At 66.1% G+C, this 25,631-nt stretch carries 25 protein-coding genes and 1 pseudogene; 8 read left to right on the top strand and 18 right to left on the bottom strand.

Annotated features, from left to right (window positions below):
- Positions 1–24: 24 nt before the first annotated feature.
- The 12 genes from ACPJW8_RS06105 to ACPJW8_RS06050 all read right to left on the bottom strand — a co-directional run bounded on the left by ACPJW8_RS06105 (position 25) and on the right by ACPJW8_RS06050 (position 12,355).
- Positions 25–318: a YciI family protein gene (locus tag ACPJW8_RS06105; protein WP_330186918.1), complete on the bottom strand. Its 294-nt coding sequence runs from the start codon at positions 316–318 to the stop codon at positions 25–27.
- A 74-nt stretch (positions 319–392) separates the two neighbouring features.
- A complete protein-coding gene (locus ACPJW8_RS06100) occupies positions 393–899 on the bottom strand; it encodes a hypothetical protein (protein WP_330186917.1) in 507 nt (168 codons plus the stop codon).
- A complete protein-coding gene (locus ACPJW8_RS06095; RefSeq protein WP_330186916.1) occupies positions 899–1,636 on the bottom strand; it encodes a MarR family transcriptional regulator in 738 nt (245 codons plus the stop codon). The genes ACPJW8_RS06100 and ACPJW8_RS06095 overlap by 1 nt, the downstream gene beginning before the upstream one ends.
- Before the next feature lie 81 nt (positions 1,637–1,717).
- Positions 1,718–3,049, bottom strand: coding sequence for a site-2 protease family protein (locus ACPJW8_RS06090; protein ID WP_330186915.1), 1,332 nt, complete (start codon positions 3,047–3,049; stop codon positions 1,718–1,720).
- Between the two features lie 19 nt (positions 3,050–3,068).
- The gene (gene dxr, locus ACPJW8_RS06085; RefSeq protein WP_330186914.1) at positions 3,069–4,253 is read right to left on the bottom strand and encodes a 1-deoxy-D-xylulose-5-phosphate reductoisomerase; all 1,185 of its coding nucleotides are present in this window, start codon (positions 4,251–4,253) and stop codon (positions 3,069–3,071) included.
- 82 nt (positions 4,254–4,335) lie between these two features.
- Complete coding sequence (locus ACPJW8_RS06080) at positions 4,336–5,190, bottom strand: CoA ester lyase (RefSeq protein WP_330186913.1); 855 nt, start codon at positions 5,188–5,190, stop codon at positions 4,336–4,338.
- A gap of 48 nt (positions 5,191–5,238) precedes the next feature.
- On the bottom strand, positions 5,239–5,730 hold the full coding sequence (locus ACPJW8_RS06075; protein WP_330186912.1) for a MaoC family dehydratase: 492 nt from the start codon (positions 5,728–5,730) through the stop codon (positions 5,239–5,241).
- On the bottom strand, positions 5,727–6,479 hold the full coding sequence (locus ACPJW8_RS06070; protein ID WP_330186911.1) for a CoA transferase subunit B: 753 nt from the start codon (positions 6,477–6,479) through the stop codon (positions 5,727–5,729). The genes ACPJW8_RS06075 and ACPJW8_RS06070 overlap by 4 nt, the downstream gene beginning before the upstream one ends.
- 4 nt (positions 6,480–6,483) lie before the next feature.
- The gene (locus ACPJW8_RS06065; RefSeq protein ID WP_330186910.1) at positions 6,484–7,266 is read right to left on the bottom strand and encodes a CoA transferase subunit A; all 783 of its coding nucleotides are present in this window, start codon (positions 7,264–7,266) and stop codon (positions 6,484–6,486) included.
- 76 nt (positions 7,267–7,342) lie between these two features.
- Positions 7,343–8,506, bottom strand: a complete 1,164-nt coding sequence (locus ACPJW8_RS06060) for an acyl-CoA dehydrogenase family protein (protein WP_330186909.1) — start codon at positions 8,504–8,506, stop codon at positions 7,343–7,345.
- Complete coding sequence (locus ACPJW8_RS06055) at positions 8,503–10,743, bottom strand: acetyl/propionyl/methylcrotonyl-CoA carboxylase subunit alpha (protein WP_330186908.1); 2,241 nt, start codon at positions 10,741–10,743, stop codon at positions 8,503–8,505. The genes ACPJW8_RS06060 and ACPJW8_RS06055 overlap by 4 nt, the downstream gene beginning before the upstream one ends.
- A gap of 4 nt (positions 10,744–10,747) precedes the next feature.
- Positions 10,748–12,355 carry a carboxyl transferase domain-containing protein gene (locus tag ACPJW8_RS06050; protein ID WP_330186907.1) on the bottom strand — a complete coding sequence of 536 codons (1,608 nt, stop codon included), beginning with the start codon at positions 12,353–12,355 and terminating at the stop codon, positions 10,748–10,750.
- Between the two features lie 148 nt (positions 12,356–12,503).
- Here ACPJW8_RS06050 and ACPJW8_RS06045 point away from each other — a divergent pair, with 148 nt between their 5' ends.
- Positions 12,504–13,127, top strand: coding sequence for a TetR/AcrR family transcriptional regulator (locus ACPJW8_RS06045; RefSeq protein WP_330186906.1), 624 nt, complete (start codon positions 12,504–12,506; stop codon positions 13,125–13,127).
- A gap of 32 nt (positions 13,128–13,159) precedes the next feature.
- Here the strand turns inward: ACPJW8_RS06045 and ACPJW8_RS06040 are convergent, their stop codons facing one another.
- Genes ACPJW8_RS06040 through pdhA form a run of 3 tightly spaced genes read right to left on the bottom strand, consistent with a single transcriptional unit; the run spans position 13,160 to position 16,709 of the window.
- The gene (locus ACPJW8_RS06040; RefSeq protein WP_330186905.1) at positions 13,160–14,566 is read right to left on the bottom strand and encodes a dihydrolipoamide acetyltransferase family protein; all 1,407 of its coding nucleotides are present in this window, start codon (positions 14,564–14,566) and stop codon (positions 13,160–13,162) included.
- Complete coding sequence (locus tag ACPJW8_RS06035; protein ID WP_330186904.1) at positions 14,563–15,573, bottom strand: alpha-ketoacid dehydrogenase subunit beta; 1,011 nt, start codon at positions 15,571–15,573, stop codon at positions 14,563–14,565. Before ACPJW8_RS06035 ends, ACPJW8_RS06040 begins: the two co-directional genes overlap by 4 nt.
- The gene (gene pdhA / locus ACPJW8_RS06030) at positions 15,570–16,709 is read right to left on the bottom strand and encodes a pyruvate dehydrogenase (acetyl-transferring) E1 component subunit alpha (protein ID WP_425256424.1); all 1,140 of its coding nucleotides are present in this window, start codon (positions 16,707–16,709) and stop codon (positions 15,570–15,572) included. Before pdhA ends, ACPJW8_RS06035 begins: the two co-directional genes overlap by 4 nt.
- A 183-nt stretch (positions 16,710–16,892) precedes the next feature.
- On the opposite strand from pdhA, the gene ACPJW8_RS06025 reads away from it, so the two are divergent.
- Both ACPJW8_RS06025 and ACPJW8_RS06020 read left to right on the top strand, forming a co-directional pair.
- Positions 16,893–17,366, top strand: a complete 474-nt coding sequence (locus ACPJW8_RS06025) for an Lrp/AsnC family transcriptional regulator (protein ID WP_330186902.1) — start codon at positions 16,893–16,895, stop codon at positions 17,364–17,366.
- A 110-nt stretch (positions 17,367–17,476) separates the two neighbouring features.
- A complete protein-coding gene (locus tag ACPJW8_RS06020; RefSeq protein ID WP_330186901.1) occupies positions 17,477–18,076 on the top strand; it encodes a hypothetical protein in 600 nt (199 codons plus the stop codon).
- Between the two features lie 138 nt (positions 18,077–18,214).
- On the opposite strand, the gene ACPJW8_RS06015 is transcribed toward ACPJW8_RS06020, so the two are convergent.
- Complete coding sequence (locus ACPJW8_RS06015) at positions 18,215–19,831, bottom strand: solute symporter family protein (RefSeq protein WP_330186900.1); 1,617 nt, start codon at positions 19,829–19,831, stop codon at positions 18,215–18,217.
- Positions 19,828–20,208 carry a DUF485 domain-containing protein gene (locus ACPJW8_RS06010; protein ID WP_330186899.1) on the bottom strand — a complete coding sequence of 127 codons (381 nt, stop codon included), beginning with the start codon at positions 20,206–20,208 and terminating at the stop codon, positions 19,828–19,830. The genes ACPJW8_RS06015 and ACPJW8_RS06010 overlap by 4 nt, the downstream gene beginning before the upstream one ends.
- Positions 20,209–20,420: 212 nt before the next feature.
- Between ACPJW8_RS06010 and ACPJW8_RS06005 the strand changes: the two genes are divergently transcribed.
- The 5 genes and pseudogenes from ACPJW8_RS06005 to ACPJW8_RS05985 all read left to right on the top strand — a co-directional run bounded on the left by ACPJW8_RS06005 (position 20,421) and on the right by ACPJW8_RS05985 (position 25,001).
- A complete protein-coding gene (locus tag ACPJW8_RS06005) occupies positions 20,421–21,626 on the top strand; it encodes a sensor histidine kinase (RefSeq protein WP_330186898.1) in 1,206 nt (401 codons plus the stop codon).
- Between the two features lie 18 nt (positions 21,627–21,644).
- Positions 21,645–22,395, top strand: a pseudogene (locus ACPJW8_RS06000) (LytR/AlgR family response regulator transcription factor).
- Positions 22,392–22,742 (top strand): DUF485 domain-containing protein, encoded by a 351-nt coding sequence (locus ACPJW8_RS05995; RefSeq protein WP_330186897.1) that lies wholly within the window; start codon positions 22,392–22,394, stop codon positions 22,740–22,742. The pseudogene ACPJW8_RS06000 and the gene ACPJW8_RS05995 overlap by 4 nt, the downstream one beginning before the upstream one ends.
- Positions 22,739–24,205 carry a cation acetate symporter gene (locus tag ACPJW8_RS05990; RefSeq protein WP_330186896.1) on the top strand — a complete coding sequence of 489 codons (1,467 nt, stop codon included), beginning with the start codon at positions 22,739–22,741 and terminating at the stop codon, positions 24,203–24,205. The genes ACPJW8_RS05995 and ACPJW8_RS05990 overlap by 4 nt, the downstream gene beginning before the upstream one ends.
- A 112-nt stretch (positions 24,206–24,317) precedes the next feature.
- Positions 24,318–25,001, top strand: coding sequence for a hypothetical protein (locus ACPJW8_RS05985; protein WP_330186895.1), 684 nt, complete (start codon positions 24,318–24,320; stop codon positions 24,999–25,001).
- Positions 25,002–25,007: 6 nt separating this feature from the next.
- Here the strand turns inward: ACPJW8_RS05985 and ACPJW8_RS05980 are convergent, their stop codons facing one another.
- Entirely contained in the window at positions 25,008–25,586 is a 579-nt protein-coding gene (locus ACPJW8_RS05980) for a DivIVA domain-containing protein (protein ID WP_425256423.1), read from the bottom strand.
- Positions 25,587–25,631 lie beyond the last annotated feature (45 nt).

Genomic DNA, 25,631 nt, shown 5'->3' with positions numbered 1-25,631 from the left:
GGGTGGAACGGGTTGGGGAGGACTTTAGGAAGCGTGTGCGGCCAGCAGGCCGATCACCGGTTTCCACTCCATGGTCCGGATGCCGGCGATCGTTCCCGCCGTGGCGAAAGGATCCTGCTTCAGGAGCTCGGTGAGCGCCGCTTCATCAGAGGTCTTGAAGATCAGGAGCGCGCCGGCGCCATCACCGTACGGGCCGCTGGTAAGCAGCTTGCCTTCGCTTTCCAGACCGCTCAGCCAGGCCCGGTGAGCCGGACGCACCTCATCGAGGACAGCTGCGGAATCGGCGGCGTACACATACTCAACGGCAAAAACAGTCATATGGATACCCTAACGCGCCAGCGGCCCCTCCGCCGATCCGGGGCTTGCTGCCGCCATCCCGCGGGCCTGGCGGTTCACCCCAGAAAGACGGTTTTGACGACGGCGGCCACTCCTGCCGCCCACAGCATTGACGTCAGCGTGCCGATGATGAACCGCTCGGCAGCCGCTGGCGTTTCCTTCAGTTCGGCGAACCGGCCCAGGCCCTTGATGGCCACAATGTAGGCGATAGCCACCGGCTGCCCCGCCAGGATGGCGACGGCAACGGCAAGCCGCTCCAGCACGCCGATGATGGCGCCACCGCGAAGGATGGTCTCCGTGACAGCGACGGCCGGCGGCGGCTCCACAGCGGCGGCGTGCTCCCCGGAGGGATTCCCGGTCCCCGGATCGGCGTCAACCGTGACATCCGCCGCAGGATCCGCTTCACTGCCCACGCGCTTCTGCGCGCCAGGGAGCGGCTCATCCGTTTTCTCGTCGATGGTCCTTGCCAGCCTGAAGACAAGGACGGTGACAGGCCAGCCCACAAAGCCTGCAACCAGCAGGGCCCCTGCAACCCACAGAACGTCAAGCCATGCCTGCTCCATCAGTTAGCCCCGCCTTTGGCGCCGGCCGCACCGTGCGCGGCGGCAACCGAGCGATGCGCAAACTCCAGGAGGCGCGCCGCGGCTGGCCTGGCCGCCAGTTCCTCCTGCCACCCGGCCCGGATCAACGTGCGGCTGACAGACTGCTCGCTGACACCCAGCCGTTCCGCTGCCAGCTTCTGGATTCCGTGGGGCGCAGCGGCAGTGAGTTCATTAAGGGTGTCCACCAGTTTCCATTGCGGGGCCGTGCGCTCCTGGCGGAGCCTGGCGATCAGCCGGAGCACTGCCTGGGCGTCCGCACAGGCGGCAACCGCCTCCGCTGCGGGATCTGTTCCCTGCCCGTTCGCGTCAGGCCTCTCCGTGGCCATGCCATCCTCCTCCACCGCTCCTGCGGCAAGTATTCCAGCCACCACCGACAACGGAACGCGACTGCCTGCGCCTTTGGCGAACTCCACTGCATGGCGTGCCGCAACAAAAGCCGAACCGATTCCCTCACGCGGACTGCCGCCGTCGGGAACTACGGCTTCACCCAGGCCGATCCCGACGTACCAATGCCCGCTGCGGAGGGCGTGCAGGGCGGCATCAACAGCCTGGCCGGCGTGGTCCACAACTCCCTGGAGCTCATCCCCCACGGAGCGTTCAAAGGAGGGGAAGCCCAGGGAAGTCAGCTCAGCCAGCAGTTCCGGGACACGGTCCCTGTCGCGGGTGCTGCCGCGTTGGTCGATGGTCAATACGTACATGACTCAACCGTAGGTGGCTTATCTGGAATAATCAATCAAATTCGGATGATTGATAAGAATCAGCTGTTTATGGTTTAGAGGCTACCCGAAGAGGTTGATTGGCTTAACGATGTCCGCATAGATGAGCAACGCGGACAATCCCATCAGCAGGGCAGCCACCACATAGGTCAACGGCAGCAGCCTGGCGATGTCGAACGCTCCGGGATCGGGCTTGCCGAACAGCCGTGCCACCTGCCGGCGCGCACCCTCATACAGGGCCCCCGCCACGTGGCCACCGTCAAGCGGCAGCAGCGGCACCAGGTTGAAAACCGCCAGCGCAAAGTTCAATCCGGCCAGCAGCCCCACCAGGGTTGCCACCCGGGACTCCACCGGGATCTCTTCCATGGCAGCCACCTCGCCAGCCACCCGTCCCACGCCGACCACGCTGATGGGACCGTTGGGGTCCCGCGGTTCCGAGCTGAAGGCAGCCTGCGCCACGCCCACCACCCGGGCCGGCAGGTTCAGGATGACGCCGGCCACCTGCCGGATGTTCTCACCGGCCATGGGCAGGACCGTCGACGCCGGCTGGGGAACCAGTTCGGTTTTGGCACCGATGCCCAGGAAGCCGACGTCCTGGTACAGCGGCTGCCCCTCGTCGTCCATGGCCTGCAGGCCGTCAGGCCCCACTACCGGCCGGGCGGACAGGACGGGTGTCACGGTAGTGGAGACCTCCGTGCCGGCGCGTTCAACGGTGATGGCCACTTCCCGGCCCGCGGCAGCGCGGATCCATTCGGTGAGCAGGCCCCACTCTTCAACAGCCTTGCCGTCAAAGGAGGTCACGACATCGTTGGGCAGCAGTCCGGCAGCAGCCGCCGGGGTGGGCCGGCAGTCAGCCGATTCCGGGTCCACGGTTTGGCCTTCCGCCACCTGGCATTTCGAAACATCCGAAATGGTGGTGGTTGCCGTGGCCGCGCCGAAGCCCATCAGCAGCACCGCCGTCAGCGCCACACCAATCAGCAGGTTCATGCCCGGGCCGCCGAGCATCACGATGATCTTTTTCCATACCGGAAGCTTGTAGAACACCCGGTTTTCGTCAGCAGGGCCCACTTCCTCGTGGGCCATGGAGCGGGCCTCGGTGGCCAGCGTCTGGAACATCCCGGTACTGGATGGCCGGACTCCGCCGTCGTCCTTGTTGGGCGGATACATGCCGATCATGGAGACGTAGCCGCCCAAGGGAATGGCCTTGATGCCGTACTCGGTTTCGCCCTTGCGGCGGGACCACAGCGTGGGACCGAAGCCGATCATGTACTTGGTGACCCGCACCTTGAAGAGCTTGGCCGGCAGCAGGTGGCCCACCTCGTGCAGCGCGATGGACACGGCAATGCCGAGGGCCACAAAGACCACACCGAGGATAAAAAGAAGAACCGGACTCATTCGTTGTTGTACTGCTTCCTTAGAGACTGCTGAGGGCTAAACGTTCCTGGGCCCGCATGCGTGCCCACTTTTCAGCATCCAGTACCGATTCCACCGTCAGCCCGGAAGATCCTGTGTGTTCGCTGAGGACGGCATCGATGGTGTCCACGATTTCGGTGAAGCGGATCCGGCCGTGGTGGAAGGCCAGCACGGCTTCCTCGTTGGCGGCGTTGAAGACTGCCGGGAACGTGCTCCCCTGTTTTGCGGCGTCCTTGGCCAGGCCCACAGCGGGGAATGCCACGGTGTCCAGGGGTTCGAAGGTCCAGGCGGCGGCCTGGGTCCAGTCGCACGCCTTGGCCGCTTTCGGAACCCTGTCCGGCCAGCCCATGCCCAGGGCGATCGGCAGCCGCATGTCCGGTGGTGACGCCTGGGCAATGATGGAGCCGTCCACGAACTGGACCATGGAGTGGACCACCGACTGCGGGTGGACCACAACGTCAATCCTGTCCAGCGGAATATCGAACAACAGGTGTGCCTCAATGACTTCCAGGCCCTTGTTGACCAGGGTGGCGGAATTGGTGGTGACCATCAGGCCCATGTCCCAGGTGGGATGCGCCAGGGCTTCCGACGGCGTGACATCTGTCAGTTCCGCCCGGCTCCGGCCCCGGAACGGGCCGCCGGACGCGGTCAGGATGAGCTTTTCCACTTCCCCGGCGCTGCCCGAACGCAGGCACTGCGCGATCGCTGAATGCTCCGAATCGACCGGCACGATCTGCCCGGGGGCGGCAGCGGAGGTAACCAGGGAGCCACCCACGATCAGGGATTCCTTGTTGGCAAGGGCGAGGATTGCCCCGGATTTAAGGGCGGCCAGCGTGGGTGCCAGGCCGATGGAACCGGTGATCCCATTCAGCACCACGTCCGAGGGCACTTCGGCGACCTTTGCCGCAGCATCAGGACCCACGATGATCTCGGGGTGGTAGCCGCTCCGGCCCGCAGCAGCGGAGGCTTCCTGAATCAGCTGGTTCAGCCGGGCGGCGTCGCCGGAGGCCATGCCCACTACGGACGCCCCCGTATGGACAGCCTGCCGGGCAAGGAGTTCGGGCTGGCCGCCGCCGGCGCTGAGTGCCACCACGTCGAAAAGGTGCGGGGCGCCGTCGACGACGTCAATTGCCTGGGTGCCAATGGAGCCGGTGGAGCCGAGAAGGACGATTTTGCGTGGCTGCATTGACCCAGTATCCCGTACTTGGGGCAGCCGCTGCTGCACGGTCCTGCCTTAGTGCCGCTGTTCGGTCCTCACTGCCCGCTCCTCACAGCGCGTTTGGCGGCACCTGGCCCGCGGCCCGTCGCAGGGTGGCCTCGGCATGCCTGAGTACCGGGCCGTCCACCATCTTGCCCTCGTGCTGGAAAACACCTGAACCTGAAGCCCGGGCTGCGGCCAGCAGTTGGTTGGCCGCCGCCACCTCGGCCTCCGTGGGCGCGTAGGCGGCGCGGATCACGGCAACCTGTGTGGGGTGGATACAGGCCTTGGACCCAAATCCGGAGGCAACGGCGTCAGCGGCTTCCGCAGCGAGCCCGCTGAGGTCGGGAATATCCACGTACACGGAGTCAACTGCTTCCTTGCCATGGGCCCTGGCTGCGAGGAGCACTGTTGACCTGGCGTGCAGGGCTACGTCCCGGTACCTGCCGGATCCGTCCCTGCTGGAGGTGCCGCCCAGCGAGGCCAGGAGGTCTTCGGCGCCCCACATCAGGGCAACCACGTTGGGCGCAGCCGCAATGGCAGGGGCGTTCAGTACTCCCGCAGCGGTCTCACACAGGGCAATCACGTTATAACCCTCCAGCCGCGCCAGCTGCGCAGGGTCCTCGGCCTTGGCCAGCATCACCGTACGGTACGGTGTGTGGGCCAGGCAGTGCAGGTCCTTTTCAAAGTCCTCCGTGCCGGCGGGATTGACCCTGATGATGGTCCGGCTGGGCTCCAGCTCCGGAACCTCGCCCTTGGTCCCCAGCTGGGCGAGGATAGCGCCGCGTGCCCGCTTTTTGTCCGCAGGGGCTACGGCATCCTCCAGGTCCAGGATGACGGCGTCGGACCGCTGGGCGGCCTTGTGGAACCGTTCCGGCCGGTCAGCGGGGCAGAAGAGGAGTGCGGGTCCCATCAGAAACGTCATAACAGCATTCTTCTCCTTTGTACCTTTCCTGAAGTAGCTTTTCCAGGCTCAGCCTGCAGTCGCCTCGCGGTGGGCTGCCTCGGTCCACATCAGGCAAGTGCGCGTGGCCAGGGCCACCACGTCGCCGTCCTGGTTCCGGCCCGTGTGCTCCATGGTGACAACACCCTGGCCGGGCCTGGACGCCGACAACCGCTTCTGCGTGACTGTTGTTTCCGTGTACAGGGTGTCCCCCAGGTACAGCGGGTGCGGGAATGAAACGTCGGTGAGTCCCAGCTGGGCGATGATGGTCCCCTGGGTCAGCTGGGTTACCGATTGCCCAACGACGGTGGCGAGGGTGAACATCGAATTCACCAGCCGCTGGCCGAACGGCTGGCCCGCACTCCAGGCGGCGTCCAGGTGCAGGGCCTGGGTGTTCATGGTCATGGTGGTGAACAGCACGTTGTCCGCGTCGGTCACCGTCCGGCCGGGCCGGTGGGCGTAGACAACGCCTTCCTCGAGCTCGTCGAAGTACAGTCCGCGCTGTTCGATCACGCGCTTCATACAGTCAGTTCCTGGTCTTCTTCGAAGAGCTCGGCACCTGTAGCCGCCACAACGTCCTCAAGCGTCACGTTGGGGGCCAGTTCGCGCAGCACCAGCCGCGATCCGGAGGGGTCCTTTACGACGTCGATCACGGCGAGGTCCGTGATGATCCTGTCCACGCAGCCCTTCCCGGTCAGCGGAAGGGAACACTGCCGCACAATCTTGGGGTTGCCGTTACGGTCCACGTGCTCCATCATGACGATCACGGTGCGGGCCCCGAACACCAGGTCCATGGCACCGCCCATTCCCTTGACCATCTTGCCGGGGATCATCCAGTTGGCCAGGTCCCCGTTCTCCGCAACTTCCATGGCCCCCAGGACTGCCACATCCACGTGCCCGCCGCGGATCATGCCGAACGAGGCAGCAGAATCGAAGAAGGCGGCGCCCTTGTTGACGGTGACCGTTTCCTTGCCCGCGTTGATGAGGTCCGGATCCACCGCGTCTTCGGTGGGGTAAGGCCCGACGCCGAGGATCCCGTTCTCGGAGTGCAGCACCACCTCCACGCCCTCAGGAATGTAATTGGGAATCAGCGTGGGCATGCCGATGCCAAGGTTCACGTACTGCCCGTTATGCAGTTCCCTGGCAACGCGCGCGGCGAGCTCGTTCCGGGACCAGCCCTTCTTGTCCGGATCAAGTGCCTGCGCCCGCCGGTATTCGTGCCGTACGGATTCCGGCCGTTCGGGCTGCACCTGCTGGTCTGGAAGAGTCATGGCGTTACGCTCCTGCCTGGTCGGGGCCGGCTGCTGGTGCCACCGCCACAGTCCGTTTTTCGATGCGCTTTTCGGTGCTGGCCGCAAGGACCACACGCTGGACAAAGATGCCCGGTATGTGGACGTGCTCGGGGTCAAGTTCACCCGGCTCCACCAGTTCCTCCACCTCCGCGATGGTGATCTTTCCGGCCATCGCGCACAGCGGGTTGAAGTTCATCGCCGTTGCATGGAACATCAGGTTCCCGTGCCGGTCACCCTTCCAGGCGTGGACCAGGCCAAAATCCGGGGTCAGGGACTCCTCCAGGACGTAGTCGATGCCGTTGAACGTCCGGACTTCCTTGGGCGCCGACGCGACAGCCACTGCGCCGTCAGCATCGTATTTCTGCGGCAGGCCGCCGTCGGACACCTGGGTCCCTACCCCCGCCCGGGTGTAGAAGGCCGGGATCCCGGCACCTCCGGCCCGCAGTTTCTCCGCCAGCGTTCCCTGCGGCGTCAACACCACTTCCAGTTCGCCGGCCAGGTACTGCCGCGCAAACTCCTTGTTTTCGCCAACGTAGGAGCTGATGGTCCGCCGGATCCGGCCGTCCTTGAGCAAAACGCCCAGGCCCCAGTCGTCAACACCGCAGTTATTGCTGACAGTTTCCAGGTCCGTGGTGCCACGGCTGTGCAGGGCGTCGATCAACGTGACCGGGATGCCGCATAAGCCGAACCCGCCCACCGCCAGCGAGGCACCGTCCGGGATGTCCGCCACGGCCTCGGCCGGACTGGCAACAACCTTGTTAATCATCGTTGATCCTTTCAGTCTCGACGGTCTCGACAAGCTCGACCACCGGTGACGGTCTCGACAAGCTCGACCACCGGGCCTACAGGCCCAGCTCCCGGGCGATCAGCATCAGCTGGACTTCCGTGGTGCCTTCACCGATTTCGAGGATTTTGGAGTCCCGGTAATGCCGCGCCACGGTGAATTCGTTGATGAAGCCATAGCCGCCGAATACCTGGGTGGCATCCCGCGCGTTGTCCATGGCCGCCTCGCCTGCGACCATCTTAGCGATGGCCGCCTCGGTCTTGAACGGCTTGCCGGCCAGCATCCGGGCGGCGGCATCGTAATAGGCCAGGCGTGCGGTATGGGCCCTGGCCTGCATCCTGGCGATCTTGAAGGCCACCGCCTGGTACTTGCCGATGTTCTGGCCAAAGGCGCTGCGTTCCTTGGCGTATTTCACTGACAGGTCAACGCAGCCCTGGGCCGCTCCGGTGGCCAGCGCGGCGATGGCAATCCTGCCCTCGTCCAGGATGGAGAGGAAGTTTGCGTAACCGCGGCCGCGTTCGCCCAGGAGGTTCGCTTCGGGAACCTTGACGTCGCGCAGGGTCAGCGGGTGGGTGTCGGAGGCGTTCCAGCCCACCTTGTTGTAGGCCTTTTCGGCGGTGAACCCGGGAGTGTCCGTAGGGACCAGGATGGTGGAGATTTCCTTCTTGACGCTTCCGTCCGGGCGTTCCTCCCGGCCGGTTACCGCCGTCACCGTGACCAGCCGCGTGATGTCGGTGCCGGAGTTGGTGATGAATTCCTTGGTGCCGTTGATCGTCCAGGTGCCGTCAGCCAGCGTGGCAGCCGTTTTGGTTCCTCCGGCATCGGAACCGGCTTCGGACTCCGTCAGCCCGAATCCCGCGAGCGCCTTGCCGGAGGCCAGCAGCGGGAGCCATTCCTGCTTCTGCTCTTCGGTTCCGAACCGGTGCACCGGCATGGCGCCCAGGGAGACTCCGGCCTCGAGGGTGATGGCCACCGACTGGTCCACCCGGCCCAGCTGTTCCAGCGCCAGCGACAACGCAAAGTAGTCCCCGCCCATGCCGCCGTACTCTTCCGGGAACGGCAGGCCGAACAGGCCCATATCCGCCATCTGCGAGATCACCTCGTAGGGGAAGGTGTGTGTTTCGTCGTGATGGGCGGAAACGGGTGCCACCACTTCGTCGGCGAAGGCCCGTACGGTGTCGCTGAGGTCCTGGTATTCCTCGCTGAGCTGCGAATCTGTCATGGCTGGTCTCCCTTGCCGTTGGTATCTGGACTTGCTGCTGGATGCGTGGTTGCTGGATCGGGGTGGATGGTGGCCAGCACCTGGCCGGCCCGCACCAGGTCCCCGGTGGTGACGTTGAGGCGGACCACGCCGGCGAGTTCCGCGGTGAGCTGGTGCTCCATCTTCATGGCTTCGACGGACAGCAGCGCCTGGCCGGCCGGTACGTGGTCGCCGTCGCGGACCGCGAGGGAAACCACCGTTCCCGTCATGGGCGAGCGGACTTCCGGGTCTGCGGTTCCGGCTCCACGTTCGACGGCGGCCAGCACCTTCGCGAGCCTGGCCTCCCTGTCCAGTACCTCAAGGCGGCAGGACCAGCCTCCGCTGCCCATAAACAGTTCGCGGACTCCGGTTCCCGCGGCGGCAGTGGCGGCGAAGGCATAACTGGAGGTTTCGCCGTCGAGCGTCAGGTCAGCAAATCCGGGCCGGGTTGGGTGGAGGGACGCACGCCGGCCGGCTCCGGAACCGACCTGGACCATGCCGGCTGAACGCGACGAGGCGTCAGGAGTGACCCGCACAGTGACAACTTCCCCGGACGGACCGGCGAAAGAGAACCGCAGCGGTGCGCGGCCGCCAAGCCGCCAGCCGTCCGCACGCTGCCAGGGACCTGTAAGGGCGGCGGGACCGGTCCTGGCTGCTTCCAGCCGGCCGGGAGCACCACCGGGAGTATCATCACCGGCCAGGAGAAACAGTGCCGCAGCGGCGAAGTCAGCCTCAGACACGGTGCGGAAAGCGAGGTCCGGCAGCTTGCGCTCGATCAGGCCGGTATCCAGCCTGCCGGCGCGGACATCCGCATCGTTGACCAGGAGCCGGAGGTATTCGACGTTGGTGTCGATGCCCAGGGCCGTGTACCCGGCGAGCGCGGAGTCCAGCGTGTCCAGCGCTGACTGGCGGTCCACCGCCCAGGCGATCACCTTGGAGAGCATGGGGTCATAGCTGGAGGACACTTCCAGGCCGGGCAGGAGCGAGGAATCGACGCGGACCCTGGGCTGCATTCCCGGCTCACCCGTGGCCGCAGCAGACTCTTCGGATTCTCCGTTCCCGGCATGCTCGTCCAGCAGCAGTACGGTGCCTGAGGATGGCAGGAAGTTCTGCTCCGGCCGCTCTGCGTAGACCCTTGCCTCTACGGCGTGGCCCTGAAGCACGACGTCGGCCTGCCGCAGTGCCAGCTCCTGGCCTGCCGCGATCCGCACCTGCCATTCCACGAGGTCCTGGCCGGTCACCATCTCGGTGACCGGGTGCTCCACCTGCAGCCGGGTGTTCATCTCCATAAAGAAGAACTCCTCAGGGGCCTGGTCCGACACGAGGAATTCAACAGTTCCCGCGCCCGTGTAACTGACGCTGCGCGCCGCCTGGCACGCTGCTTCACCAATGCGGGCGCGGATCGCCTCGCCGTTGGGCAGCGATTCCAGCAGCGGTGAGGGCGCTTCCTCGATGACTTTCTGGTGGCGCCGCTGCAGCGAGCACTCGCGCTCCCCCAGGTGGATGACGTTGCCGTGGGCGTCCGCGAGGACCTGGACTTCAATATGGCGCGGTGTGGACACAAGCCGCTCCAGGAACAGGGTGTCGTCCCCGAAGGCAGCGGCGGCAACCCGCCGCGCAGTGAGCAGGGTGGCGGCGAGGTCCTGGGGATTCGTCACCACATGCATGCCCTTCCCGCCGCCCCCGGCGGAGGGTTTGATCAGCAACGGGTAGCCAACCTCACCGGCCGCAGCCTCGAGTTCGGCATCGGACAGGCCGGGCTTCGCGATGCCCGGGACCACGGGCACGCCGTAGCCGGCCACGTGGTTCTTGGACCGGATTTTGTCCCCCATGACCGTCAGGGCATCCACCGGCGGGCCGATGAAGGTCAGTCCGGCGGACTGCAGCGCGTCGGCAAAAAGTGCGTTCTCACTCAGGAATCCGTAGCCCGGATGGACGGCCTCGGCACCGGACTCCTTGCAGGCCCGCACCAGGGCATCAATGTTCAGGTAGCTCTCCGCTGCTGCTGCCGGGCCGATCCGGACGGCGGTGTCTGCTTCCAGAACGTGGCGCGCACCGGCGTCGGCGTCGCTGTAAACGGCCACGGACCGGATCCCCATGCGTCGCAGGGTCCTGATGATGCGGCAGGCGATTTCACCGCGGTTGGCAACCAGCACCGTGTTGAACGGGCGGACGTCCGGCCTTGCGTGCGGGGCCTGGCGGGCAGAAGTGTGGTTCATGCGCTCACATCCTGAAGAGGCCGAAGGAGGTCTCCGGCAGTGGGCTGCGGGAAACGACGTCCAGCGCCAGTCCCAGGACGGTGCGGGTGTCCGCGGGGTCAATCACGCCGTCATCCCAGAGGCGCGCGGTGGAGTAGTACGGGCTCCCCTGGTCCTCGTACTGCTGCCGGATGGGTGCCTTGAAGGCTTCCTCGTCTTCGGTGGACCAGTCAGTGCCTGCGGCCGCGTACTGGTCCCGCTTGACGGTGGCCAGCACGCTGGAGGCCTGGTTGCCGCCCATCACGGAAATACGGGCCGCCGGCCACATCCACAGGAACCGTGGCGAATAGGCCCTGCCGCACATGGAGTAGTTGCCCGCCCCGAACGAACCGCCGATCACCACGGTGAGCTTGGGTACCCGCGCGGTTGCCACGGCGGTGACCATCTTGGCGCCGTTGCGGGCAATGCCGCCCTGCTCGGCATCCCTGCCCACCATAAAACCGGAAATGTTCTGCAGGAACAGCAGCGGGATGCCGCGTTGGTCGCAGAGTTCAATGAAGTGCGCACCCTTGAGGGAGGACTCGCTGAACAGCACGCCGTTGTTGGCCACGATGCCCACCGGGTGGCCGTGGATCCGGGCGAACCCGGTAACGAGTGTGGTGCCGTATTCCCTCTTGAACTCGTGGAACCTGCTGCCGTCCACCAGCCGGGCGATCACCTCGCGGACGTCGTAGGCGGCGTTGACATCCACGGGAACCGCACCATAGAGCTCCGCAGGGTCCGCGGAAGGCTCGACGGCGGGCTCCACCTCCCAGGCCGGGGCCGCCGGTTTGGGCAGGGTGGCCACGATGTCCCGGATGATCTGCAGGGCATGTTCGTCATTTTCGGCAAGATGGTCAGTGACGCCGGAAATTTTGGCGTGCACCTCCCCGCCACCCAGTTCTTCGGCAGTGACGATCTCGCCAATGGCCGCCTTCACCAGGGGCGGTCCACCCAGGAAAATGGTCCCCTGGTTGCGGACGATCACCGTTTCGTCACTCATGGCCGGAACGTAGGCGCCGCCTGCCGTACAGGAACCCATCACTGCGGCCAGCTGTGGAATTTTGGCCGCGGACATCCGGGCCTGGTTGTAGAAGATCCTGCCGAAGTGGTCCCGGTCCGGGAACACCTCATCCTGCTTGGGCAGGAACGCTCCCCCTGAATCCACCAGGTAGATGCAGGGCAGGCGGTTTTCGAGGGCGATCTCCTGGGCGCGGAGGTGCTTCTTGACGGTCAACGGGTAATAGGTGCCGCCCTTGACGGTGGCGTCATTGGAAATGACCAGCACGTGCCGGCCATGGACCAGGCCGATGCCGGCAATAACTCCGGCACCCGGGGATTCATCGTTATACAGGCCGTTGGCGGCCAGCGGAGCAATCTCCAGGAAGGGACTGCCGTTATCCAGCAGCTGTTCAATCCGTTCCCTCGGCAGCAGTTTGCCGCGGGCCAGGTGCCGTTCCCGCGACGCGGCAGGTCCGCCTTGCGCCGTGGCCTGCAGTCGCTCATGAAGCTCCTCGGCCAACGCGGCCTGCGCCTTGGCGTTGGCAGCGAAGTCCGGGCTGCCTGCATCGGCCTTGGTGGCGATAGTCTCCATTGACGACGTCCTCCCTGCCGAATCCCCCTCATGTGGGTTTCGGTTAATGACGAATAACTGTAATTCAGGTTAGTCTCTATTAACTGTGAAGTCCACCACACGCCACGCCGCATCAGGCGCGTGGCTGGTGCAGCGCCCAGGAGGCCAGATGTCCGCACCACTTCCCCCGGAGCCGGCCGCTCCCCTGACCCAGCGCGGGCAAGCCAAGGAGAACCGCCGGCAGGCCCTCCTCAGTGCCGCCGCCTCACTCTTTGCCCGCGAGGGGTTCAACCGGGTGTCCATCGAGGACCTGGGTGCGGCCGCCGGCGTCAGCGGACCCGCCGTCTACAGGCATTTCCCCGGCAAGCAGGCAGTCCTGGGCGCCCTTCTGCTGAGCGTCAGCCATGACCTCCTGGACGGCGGCCACGCCGTGGTGGCCGCCGCAGGCAGTCCCGGGGCGGCGCTGGAGCAGCTGGTGGCCTTCCAGCTGGACTTCGCCCTCAACCAGCCGGATGTGATCCGTGTGCAGGACCGGGATTTCAGCAACCTCTCCGCCGGGGACCAGGCCGAGGTCCGGCACCTGCAACGCCAGTACGTCGAAGTCTGGGTGGAGGTGCTTGGCGCGATCCACCCGAACGTGGACGTTGCCGAGCTGCGGATGCGGGCGCATGCCGCATTTGGGCTCATCAACTCAACACCACACTCGGTGCGGGCACATGGGCGGCGGATCGGCGCAAAATCCGCCGCCCCCATCCTCGAACGCATGGCGCTTGCGGCCCTGACAACTCCCTGAGCCCGGGCCGCAACCGATTCCGGTGGTTGCTCCTACGCCATGGTCATCGCAAGCGCGGGATCGGCCAGGAGCCTGCCGACGTCTGCCAGGAACCGTGACCCCTGCTCGCCGTCCACCAACCGGTGGTCGAAGGAGAGGCTCAGGGTAAGGACCTGCCGGAGCTTGATCTTGCCCTGGTACTCCCATGGCATCCGGCGGACAGCACCAACAGCCAGGATGGCGGCCTCACCCGGATTCAGGATGGGTGTCCCCGCGTCGATGCCAAACACCCCGATGTTGGTGATGGAGATGGTCCCCCCTGAAAGCTGGGCCGGGCTGGTCTTGCCCGCCCGGGCCGTTTCCGCGAGGTCCGCAAGGGCTGCTGCCAGGTCCGGGAAGGGCAGCGTTTCAGCGTCCTTGATGTTCGGGACCAGCAGCCCCCTCGGGGTGGCAGCGGCGATCCCCAGGTTCACGTAGTTGAACTGGACGATTTCCTGTTTGGCCTCATCCCAGGCCGAGTTCAGGGACGGGTTCCGTTTCAGGGCAATCAGGACGGCCCTGGCCACCAGCGTCAGCGGGGTGAGCTTGACGCCGGCGAAATCCTTCCCCGACTTCAGCCTGTCCAGGAACTCCATGGAGGCTGTGGCGTCCACGGTCAGGAATTCGGTGACATGCGGGGCGGTGAAGGCACTGGCCACCATGGCCGATGCCGTGGCCTTGCGGACCCCCTTGATGGGAATGCGGGTTTCACGCTGGCCTGCCGGCGCGGTCCCAGCCCCGACCCCTGTTCCTGCCCCGGCCCCGGCCCCTTCAGGAACAGCCTGCCCTACGGCATTGAGGACGTCATCACGGGTAATCAGCCCGCGCTCGCCGGTTCCGGCTACGGACCCGAGGTCCACGCCCAGGTCCCGGGCCAGCTTCCTGACGGGAGGCGTGGAGCGCGGCCTTTCGGAAGTTTCCGGAGATGCCGCAGGCGCGGGGACGGCGGCCGGCGCCGGAACCGCAGCTGCTTCCTGGCTGATGCCGGAACGACGGCGGCGCACCGGCCGGCCGGAATTTTCCACCATGGCGCCGTACCCCACCAGGTTCGGCTCGCGTTTGGCTGGAGCCTGCCCATCGGCGCCTTGCACTGGGGCGCCCTGCCCTTCGGCGGCCTGGGAACCGGCATCCCCACTGGATCCGTTCGGCCGCCCGTTGTTGCCGCCGTCGTCAGGTACTTCAAAGGAGACGATCGGCTTTCCCACTTCCACCACCGTTCCCGGTGTCTCATGCAGGGCGGTGACCACGCCGGCAAAAGGCGACGGCAGTTCCACCACAGCCTTGGCGGTCTCCACCTCGGCGATCACCTGGTTGAGCGTCACAGTATCTCCGACGTTGACGCGCCAGTTGAGGATTTCTGATTCGGTGAGGCCTTCGCCCAGGTCCGGGAGCCTGAATTCCTTGATCATGGTGGCGCTCATCCTTCCAGTCCGCTCAACGAGTTGGGCCTGTACATGGCCCGGTCAACGCCGTCCAGGATGCGGTCCAGGTTCGGAAGGTGGTGCATCTCCAGCTTTGAGTACGGGTAGGGGATGTCAAAACCCGTAATCCTGATGGGTGGCGCCTCCAGGTAGTTGAAGCAGCGCTCGGTAATGCTGGCGGCAATCTCCGCTCCCACGCCGCCGGACATTCCTGCCTCGTGGGTGATGACCAGCCTGCCGGTCTTGCGCACCGAAGCCTCAACAGTGGCGTAGTCCACCGGGGACAGCGAGCGCAGGTCGAGGACCTCGACTGAGATGCCGTCGTCCGCGGCAGCCTGCGCCGCGTCCCGGGCCGTCTTCACCAGCGGCCCGTAGGCGACCAGCGTGACGTCCTTGCCTGCGGTTACCACCGCGGCGGAACCCATGTCCGGCGCCGTGGCGGGATCGACGCCGAGGTCCACCTCGCCCTTGTCGTGGTAGCGCCGCTTGGGCTCGAAGAACAGCACCGGGTCATCGCAGCTGATGACCTGCTGGACCATGGTGTAGGCGTCCTGCGGGTTGGATACGCTGACGACGCGCAGCCCGGAGGTGTGCGTGAAGTAGGCCTCGGGCGACTCGGAGTGGTGCTCGGGTGAACCGATGCCCCCGCCAAAGGGGACACGGATGGTGATGGGAAGGGTGACGGCGCCGCGGGTGCGGTAGTGCATCTTGGCCACCTGGCAGACGATCTGGTCAAAGGCGGGGTAGATGAAACCGTCGAACTGGATCTCCACCACGGGCCGGTATCCGCGGTAGGCCAGGCCCACTGCGGTGCCCATGATTCCGGATTCGGCCAGCGGGGTATCGATCACCCGGTGCTTGCCGAAGTCCTTCTGCAGGCCGTCCGTAATGCGGAAGACGCCGCCGAGCGTGCCGATGTCCTCCCCCATCAGGACCACCTTGGGATCGTTTTCGAGGGACTTGCGCAGCCCGGCGTTGATGGCTGCGCCGAAGGTCATGGTGGTCATCGTGTGGCTCCTTCGGCCGGAGTGGCCCCTGCGGGATCGCCGAGGAAGGCCAGGTAGCGGGAGTACTGCTCCTCCTGGCGGTCCAGCCAGGAATTGGGGGTGCTGTAAACGTGGCGGAAGACATCCGACGGCGCCGGGTCCGGCATTTCCACACAGGCCTTGCGCAGCTGGGTGGCTACTTCTGCAGCCTTCCGCTCCACCTCTTCGAGCAGGTGGTCAGTCAGCAGGCCCTTCCGGTCCAGCAGCGCCTTGACCCGCTTCAGCGGATCCTTGGCAGCCCAGTCCTCCAGCTCGTTGGGGTCCCGGTAGCGGGTGGGATCGTCAGCTGTGGTGTGCGGGCCCATCCTGTAGGTCACGGCTTCAATGAACGTGGGGCCGCCGCCATTCCGGGCGCGGTCCATGGCGATCCGCGTGGCTGCCATCACTGCCAGGACGTCATTGCCGTCCACCTGCATGGACGGGATGCCGAATCCCGGGGCCCGGTCAGCAATCCGGGTGTGGGACTGCAGGCTCACGGGCTCCGAAATGGCCCAGTGGTTGTTCTGGCAGAAAAAGACGACCGGGACCTGGAAGCTGGCCGCGAACACCATGGCCTCGTTGACGTCGCCCTGGCTCGTGGCGCCGTCTCCGAAGTAGGTGATCGCGGCGGTATCGGCGCCGTCGAACTGGATGCCCATGGCATAACCGGTGGCGTGCAGGGTCTGGGCGCCGATGATGATCTGGGGCGCTGCCATGTTGACGGTGTAGGGATCCCAGCCGGATGCCGCGTTGCCCCGCCACATCCTGATGATGTCCGCCAGGTCCACCCCACGGCACCAGGCGACACCGTTCTCGCGGTAGCTGGAGAAAATGAAGTCCTCGGCCCGGACCACCCTTGCCGACCCCACCTGGGCGGCTTCCTGCCCCAGCAGCGGCGGCCACAGGGCCAGTTCGCCCTGGCGTTGCAGGGCGGTTGCTTCGGTGTCGATCCGGCGGACGATGGCCATGTCCGTGTACAGCGCAATCAGCTGTTCGTCGCCAACGTCCTGGACCCATGGATCGTATTCGGGGTGGCTCACGCGTTCCCCGTCCGGAGTTATCAGCTGGACGAGCCCTGGATGCCGGGCCCCCTGGTGTTCTGTGATCACGTTCGTCAACCTCCGACGTCCTCTTTGACCTGCCGCGGCGGGACTTGTGGTCCCTCCTCCAGGAGGTCTGCCGGGCACCTTTACCCGATATTTGTGACCCTACTCACAATGAACATGGGGTACAACTGACACGCTCCAAACTGAGCAAAGTGCCCTGTTTTGACCCTCTGGACCGTGCTAGCCTTGCGCATTATGCAAGCTTTGGATGGCACGGACACACGCCTGCTTTCGGCCCTGGCCAAGGACCCCGCCCGCACGGTGGTGGCGCTCGCCCAGAAACTGGGGCTGTCCCGGAACACGGTGCAGGCCAGGATGGCCCAGCTGGAGAAAAAGCACGTCTTCCTGTCCTTTGAACGGCGCATCAATCCCGCCTCGCTGGGCTATCCCCTGACAGCCTTCATTTCGGTCCACGTGCAGCAGCAAAAGCTGGGTGCCCTGGCCAAGGACCTCGCCGGGATCCCGGAGATCCTGGAAGGGTACGGCCTCACAGGATCAGCTGACCTGCTGCTGCGTGTTGTTGCCGTCGACGCTGAGGACCTGTTCCGGATCAACGGAAAAATCCTGGCGTGTGATGGCGTGGACCGGACTGATACTGCGCTGGCCATGCGGGAAATGATTCCGTTCAGGGTCCAGCCGCTCCTGGACCGCGGCCAGGGACAGCAATGACCCCGGCCCCCGCGGGGCTATAGGCTGTTACACGTTGAAATAAGCGCGACGGGCCTGGCGGTCCGGGCAATCAGGCGGAGTTCCCCCGATCCCGCCGGAAAGGCTCCATCTTGAGCAGTCCCCAGGAACCGAACCAGCCGGGTTCCATCCAGCCGGGTTCCGTGGAGGCCGGCCTGACGCCGCCGCCTCCCCCCTCCAACCCGCCGGCAAGCTACACACCCCCGCCCTACGGCCAGAATGCACCCCCGGCCCCGTTTGGCCTTCCCGGCCAGCCGCCCCGGACCAAAAGCCGCAAAGGCCTGTACATCGTCCTTGGCATCGTGGCTGCCGGAGTGGTGCTCGTGGTGGCCGGAATCATCGTCCTGGTGTCCCTGGCCGGCAGCGCCACCTCACAGGCCAAGGGGGTCGCCGAGGACTTCACGGACCTGGTGATCGCCGGTGAATCGGACAAGGCCTACGACTACCTCGATCCGGCCCTGCAGGAGCAGCTCAGCCAGGAGGACTTCGTGGCAGGGGTGGCCAGCCTGAACATGGACGACACCTGCAAGCCGGAGTACCGGAACGTCACGGCCGCCACCGAGAACGGCAGGAAGTCCGCGGACGTCGCCGGCCTGATCACGTGCGCGGACACCACTGTTGAACTCGAGTACCGGTTCGAAGGGACCGAGGACCTCAAGATGATCAACATCAAGCTGAAGCCGCCGGAATAACCACCGAACCACACAAAAGAGGCACACAAACAGGGCAGGTCCCGCACCATTGGTGCGGGACCTGCCCTGTTTCGTTGCCGCAGCTGTTTCGTTGCCGCAGCCAGGCGGCCCTGGCCGTTGGGTGGCCAGGAGCAGTGGCTAGTGGTCCACGGCCTTTTCGGCACCGATTCCGGTGAGGGAACGGACTTCCATTTCAGCCTGCTTGGTGGTGTCTTCGCGCTTCTTGTCCAGGACGGTCCCCAGCCAGCCCAGCAGGAACGCCAGCGGGATGGACACAATGCCCGGGTTGCTCAGCGGGAAGATGGCGAAGTTCGCATCCTTGATCATGGACGTCGCGGAGCCGGAAACCACCGGGGAGAAAATGATCAGGATGATGGCTGAACCGAGGCCGCCGTACATGCTCCAGAGCGCGCCCTGCGTGGTGAACCGCCGCCAGAACAGGGAGTAGATGATGGTAGGCAGGTTCGCGGACGCGGCCACGGCGAAAGCGAGCGCCACCAGGAAGGCAACGTTCTGGCCGTTGGCGAAGATGCCGCCCACGATGGCCAGGACCCCGATCACCACAACGGTGCGGCGGGCCACCTTGACCTCGGTCTCGGCGTCGGCCTTGCCCTTGGCGATGACGCTGGCGTAGATGTCATGGGCGAAGGACGCCGCGGCCGTGATGGTCAGGCCGGCCACCACCGCGAGGATGGTGGCAAACGCCACGGCTGAGATGAAGCCCAGGAGCAGCGGACCGCCCAGGAAGAAGGCCAGCAGCGGAGCAGCGGAGTTGACGCCACCCGGAGCGGACTTGATGGTGTCAGCACCCACCAGGGCTGCAGCACCGTAGCCCAGGACCAGCGTGAACAGGTAGAACAGGCCGATCAGCCAGATAGACCACACCACTGACTTGCGGGCTTCTTTGGCCGTGGGAACCGTGTAGAAGCGCATCAGCACGTGCGGCAGGGCTGCCGTACCCAGCACGAGGGCCAGACCCAAGGACATGAAGTCCAGCTTGGAAGCGTCCGACTTGCCGTACTGCAGGCCGGGGTTCAGCACCGCCGGGTTGTTCGCCGTTTCCACGGCACCACCCAGGAGCGCGGAGACGTTGAAGCCATAGATGGCCAGGACCCAGAACGTCATCACTGCGGCACCGGCAATCAGCAGGATGGCCTTGATGATCTGGACCCAGGTGGTGCCCTTCATGCCGCCGATCAGCACGTACATGATCATGAGCCCGCCGACGACGATGATCACCAGCGCCTGTCCGCCCCAGTCACTGATGCCAAGGAGCAGCGAGATGAGGCTGCCGGCACCGGCCATCTGGGCCAGGAGGTAGAAGAAGCAGACGGCCAGGGTGGAAATGGCCGCCGCAATGCGTACGGGACGCTGCTTGAGCCGGAAGGAAAGCACGTCCGCCATGGTGAACTTGCCGGTGTTCCGGAGCAGTTCGGCCACCAGCAGCAGGGCAACCAGCCACGCCACCAGGAAGCCGATGGAGTACATAAAGCCGTCATAGCCGTTGATGGCGATCGCACCGGTAATGCCCAGGAAGGACGCGGCGGACAGGTAGTCGCCAGCGATCGCCGTACCGTTCTGGGAGCCGGTGAACGAACGGCCTGCGGCGTAGTAGTCCGCGGCAGTTTTGTTGTTGCGGCTGGCGCGGAACACGATGACCATGGTCACCGCAACGAACAAGCCGAAGATGCCCATGTTCAGGAGCGTGGTGTCCTTCAGTGCGGCGACATCAACCGCGGTCGGGATGGCGATCATTTCTTCACTCCGCTCACGGCTGCGCCGTCCTTATCGAACTGGTGGCCTTCGATTTCCTGCCGGATCTCCGTGGCAATCGGATCCAGCCGCCTGTTTGAGTAGCTGACGTACCAGCCCGTAATCGCGAACGTGGAGACGAACTGCAACAGGCCCAGGAGCAGGCCGATGTTGATGTTGCCCCACACCTTGGTGGACATAAAGTCCACGGCGTAGTCGGCCAGAAGGACATACGCGAAGTACCACAGCAGGAATGCCAGTGCCATGGGGAATACAAAGCTGCGGTGACGTTTGCGCAGTTCCTGGAACTGTTCAGCCGATTGGACTTGCACGAAGTCCACGGACGCCGCTGCGTCCGGAGTGGGGGCATCGTTACCCATCGTTCCTCCTCATTGAGTACGGCATGAGCCGAAGCGGCGGGCGCTCCACGCCCATACGACCGCCAATGTGACTGCTATCACTTTGCCGTGTGGCGGACGCCATATGCGGCGCAACGCCACCGGCCGTCGCCCAACGGTCCCCTGGCTGCGGCGAGCGGCACAGCGTGGGCCGGCAGGGGCTTGCTGGCGGCTGGTGGCGTTACGCTTTCTCCATGCCGGACTCCCCCCTCCTGACCGCTGCCGCCATCGCCCTGATCACCCTGGCGATCGCCGCCGTCGTGGGTATTGGCCTGAAGGTGCTGCGGTCCTTCCGGGACCTTGGCAGCGACGCCGAGCGCGCCACCTACACCACCCTCCACGCGGCGTCACGGGCAGGCCAGCACCTGCGCACCGGGCTGAACGCTGCAGGTGCCGCAAAAGCCAGCCGCCAGCTGAGGGCGCTGCTGGGCTGCGACGCGCTGGCCATCACGGATGCCACGGGCGTGCTGGCGTGGGACGGCAGCCACGAACACCTTCGGCCCCGCTTGATGGAACTGGCTGGAGAAGCCCTGCGCGAGGGCCGGCCTACCGTCCTGCAGCCCCGTGCATGGGGGGATGTCTCCGCAGCTGATGAAGCGCAGGAGGCCGCGCCGGCAGCCGTGATCGCCCCCATCCGCGCGGGATCCAGGGTGGTGGGGTGCGTTGCGGCCCTCGCCCCGCAGGCCGGCGCCGGGCTGGCGCGGGCCACTGGCGAAGTGGCGGACTGGGTGGCCACCCAGGTGGAGCTCGCCGAGCTGGACGCATCCAGGACCATGCTGATGGAAGCGGAGGTCCGCGCCCTCCGCGCCCAGATCAGCCCGCACTTCATCTACAACTCGCTGAACGCCATTGCCTCGTTCATCAACACCGATCCCGCCCGGGCCCGCGAGCTGGTGGTGGAATTCGCCGACTTCACCCGCTACTCGTTCCGCCGGCACGGTGATTTCACCACGCTGGCCGAGGAGCTGCGCTGCATTGACCGCTACCTGCTGCTGGAGCGTGCCCGGTTCGGCGAGCGCGTGCAGGTCAGCCTGCAGGTGGCCCCGGAGGTGCTGAGCACCGTGATTCCGTTCCTGAGCCTGCAGCCGCTGGTGGAAAACGCCGTGCGCCACGGTCTGGAGGCCAAGGAAGGCCCCGGCCACATCAGTATCACCGCGCACGATTCGGGTGCCTTCGCTGAAGTGCAGATCGAGGACGACGGCGTGGGGATGGATCCGGAGTACCTGCGGTCCCTGCTCGCGGGGCACCGGGACGGGGACCATGTGGGGCTGCGCAACGTTGATGTCCGGCTGCGGCAGGTTTACGGGGACGAGCACGGCCTGGTGATCGAAACAGCTCCGGGCGAGGGAACGCTGATCACCATGCGGGTGCCCAAATCCCAGCCCGGCCATGATGCCTGATCCGGTTACTGTAGAAGCATGATCAATGTACTCGTCGCCGATGACGAGCTGCCCGCCGTTGAAGAGCTCGCGTTCCTTCTGGGAAGGGATGACCGCGTGGGAACCATTCACCGCGCCTCCTCGGGAAGTGAAGCCCTTCGGATCCTCGCCACCGCCTCCCCGGACGCCGTGTTCCTGGACATCCATATGCCTGCCGTTTCCGGCCTGGACATCGCCCGGGCCATCTCGCGCCGCGCCAAGCCGCCCCTGGTGGTGTTTGTCACGGCGGATGAGGACTGTGCCCTGGAGGCCTTCGAACTCGCCGCCGTCGATTACCTGCTCAAGCCGCTCCGTGCCGAGCGCCTCACCCGGACGGTGGGCAGGATCGCGGAACTGCTGCGCGACGGCGGTGCTCCCGCCGCCGAAATGATCACCGTGGACCAGGGCGGTACTACCCGCATGATCCGCCGGGACGACATCATGTACGTCCAGGCCCCGGGACGACATCATGTACGTCCAGGCCCAGGGCGACTACGCCCGGCTGCACACCGCGGAGGCGAGCTACCTGGTCCGGGTTCCGCTGGCCGACCTTGAACAGCAGTGGGCGGACGCCGGGTTCATCCGCACGCACCGGTCCTACCTGGTGGCCCTGAAGCACGTCACGCAGATCCGGCTTTCGGCCGACGGACCGCACGTCACGGTGGCCGGCGCCGGGGTGCCCATCAGCCGCCGGCACCTTCCCACCGTCCGCGAAAGGCTCGAAGCCACGCGCGTCAGGCCGCAGCCGTGACCAGGGTCAGGGTGGTCGCGCCACAATCCGCTGCACGCACGACGCCGGACCTGCCGGACGGTGCCGAGCAGACAGATGTGGGCCAGCTGTTCGTCCGCTCACTGATCCGGTCCCAGCTGCGCCTGGCCATGGTGGTAGCCATCGGATTCCTGGTGATCCTTGGCGCTTTCCCGGCCCTGCTCGCCTTTGTCCCGGGGCTGGCCCAAACCACCGTTGGCGGCATCCCGTTCGACTGGCTGCTCCTTGGCCTGGGGCTCTACCCCGTCATCGCGTTGAGCGCCTGGCTCTTTGTGCGGGCCGCCAACCGCAACGAATCCCGGTACCGCCACCTCGCGGACAAACGGTGAGCCCCGCCGTCGCCATCGCTGCCTTCGCGGCCGTCTCCATCGTCACGGCTGCCATCGGCTTCCACGGGCTGCGGATCTCCCGCACCACCGGCGACTTCTACGTGGCCTCCAGGACGGTGCGGCCATGGTGGAACGCGTCGGCGATCGGCGGCGAATACCTCTCCGCGGCCAGTTTCCTGGGAGTGGCCGGGCTGATCCTGCTCTCCGGCACGGACGCGCTGTGGTTTCCCATCGGCTACACCGCCGGCTACCTGATGCTGCTGCTGTTCGTTGCCGCCCCGCTGCGGCGTTCCGGCGCCTACACCATTCCGGATTTCACGGAGGCGCGCCTGGACTCCAGGCTGGTCCGGCGGGTGACGAGTGCCGTCGTCGTGGTGGTGGGCTGGCTGTACATCGTGCCCCAGCTGCACGGCGCTGCCCTGACCATCCGGGCCACCACCGGGCTGCCGTCCTGGGTGGGTCCGGTGGCCGTGGTGGTGGTGGTTTGCCTGACAGTAGTGGCCGGCGGCATGCGCTCCATCACCTTCGTGCAGGCCTTCCAGTACTGGCTCAAGCTCACCGCGCTGGCCATCCCCGTGATCTTCATCCTCCTGGTACTCGCGGGCACAGGTGCCCAGCCCGTGGCCCCGGCAGCGGCCAATCCCACCGGCCAGCCGCCCGGCGGCCTGTACCAGAACGTCTCCCTGCTGGTGGCACTGCTCTTTGGCACCCTGGGCCTCCCCCACGTCCTGGTGCGTTTCTACACCAACCCTGATGGCCAGTCCGCACGCCGGACCACGTTGATCGTGCTGGGCCTGCTGTCCCTCTTCTACCTCTTCCCCACCGCGCTGGGCCTGGCGGCCCGGATGTTTGCTCCGGAGCTTGCCCGCACGGGCCGGGCAGACGCCGTGGTGCTCCTGATGCCCGGGCACCTGGTGGGCGGCGTGGCCGGGGAACTGCTCTCCGCCCTGGTGGTGGCCGGCGCCTTCGCCGCGTTCCTGTCCACCACGTCGGGGCTGGTGGTTTCACTGGCCGGCGTGATCAGCCAGGACATCCTCGGCGGCAGCGTCCGCGGCTTCCGGCTGGCGGCTGTCCTGTCCGCCCTGGTGCCGCTGGGCTTTGCGTTCCTCACCGATTCGCTGGCCTTGGCCGGCAGCGTGGGCATGGTGTTCGCCTTCACGGCGTCCACTGTCTGCCCGGTACTGCTGCTGGGGATCTGGTGGCGTGGCCTCACCGACGCCGGTGCCATCAGCGGCATGCTCACCGGCGGGCTGCTCTGTGGCGGGGCCATGGTGGCCGGGGCGCTGCTGGGTCCGGCCGGGTCTCCCATGTGGCTGGCACAGCCGGCAGCCTGGACCGTGCCCGCCGCCTTCGCCGTGATGGTCCTGGTTTCGCGTGCCACCAAGGGCCGTGTGCCGCGGACGCTGACCCGGGTGATGACGCGGCTGCATACCCCCGAACGTCCGCTGGCCACCACCCGCTGACGCCGGCCGGGCCCGTGCCCGGGAAGGGTCCGGAGCCGCGTCCGGAGTCCCTCCGGGGAACAGGTCGGGGGCCGCTCTGGCACATCCGCCGCCGCGGGTGCACAATGACGGCATGTCCAACTCGGCAGGAGCTCCCGGTCCCGGGAAGCCGCTGCCTGCTCCTTCGGTGCGGGCACAGCTCCTTGCCACGGAACACTGGGGACTGCTGGCATCCCGCAGTACTGCCCAGGCGGAGGTCCTGACCAGGATCAGCATGTTCCTGATGTTCACCTCGGCAAGCCTGGTCAGCCTCGCCCTTGTAGGGCAGGCCACGGGATTTACAGGCATGTTCCTGATGCTGGCCATCATTGTCATCGCCATCGACGCCCTGATGGGGCTGCTGACCCAGCAACGGGTGATGAATGTTGCCATGGAGGACCTGATGTATGTCCTTGCCATGAACAGGTTGCGGGCAGCCTACGTGGAACTCGATCCGGGAGTGGCGCGGTACCTGATGGCGTCAGCCCATGACGACGAGGCGGGCGCGGGCCGGACCTATGACTTCTTCGGCAGCCGCACCGACTTCAGCCAGGTCTCCGGGAGCAGCGCCATGTTCATGACGGCGGCCAATTCCACGCTGCTGGGAATCCTGGCGGGCGTTGTGGTCACCGCCGCCGGCGCCGGGACGGCCGTGGCCGTAGCCCTTGGTGCGGTGTGCGGCCTGGCGTTCCTGGGCCTGACCCTTGCCGGAGGCTACAGGCGCTACCGCACTGTGTGGGCAGGCCATACTCCGGTCTCCCCCAGCCCCGAAGGCTAGCGTGCCTTAGTCGATGGCCGCCATCAGTTCCACCACGCGGTCCAGGAAGGCATCAACCTGGGTTTCCTCGTAGCCCTCGGCGCCGACGGCCGGACGGAACACGGCGCGGCGGACGCTGTCCACGCTGAGCGGCTGGTCCTCTTCGAGGTAGCCGATGAGTTCGCGGCACAGGTTGTCAACGTCCGAGGTGTTGTAGCTGCGGGCCTTGGCCTTGGAGGGCCGGCGGAACCGTTCGCCGTCCGGCCGGTGCAGCCGGCTGCGAAGAGTGCCGGACAACTGGCCGATGCTGCGCAGCCAGGCGTCCTCGCCGCTGGCAGCGATCAGTTCATCGCGTTCACGGCGCGCAAAGGCGTCTTCGAGGCGGTCCAGCGCAGCGTCCACTACTGCAGCGGAGTAGCCGCCCTTGACCGGGTCGAACGCCACGGACCGGACGTCGCCGCTGGTGACGGGCCGCTGGGATTCTTCCGGCGCCTCAAGGGACACCTTGGCACGCTGGAGGAACTGATCCACCTGTTTGGCGTTGTAGCCGTACTCAGTTCGCGGCACACGCTGAAAGGACGCAGGGACCTGCCGTTGACTACTCACTGTGATTTCATTCCTTCTTCGCTTCCGGCCTTCGCTTCGCTGCCC

It is taken from the genome of Pseudarthrobacter sp. J47 (genome assembly GCF_049810315.1).
Classification (GTDB): Bacteria; Actinomycetota; Actinomycetes; order Actinomycetales; family Micrococcaceae; genus Arthrobacter.
Note: the sequence above shows the minus strand (reverse complement) of the source record. Positions and strands in the feature narration are given on the sequence as shown.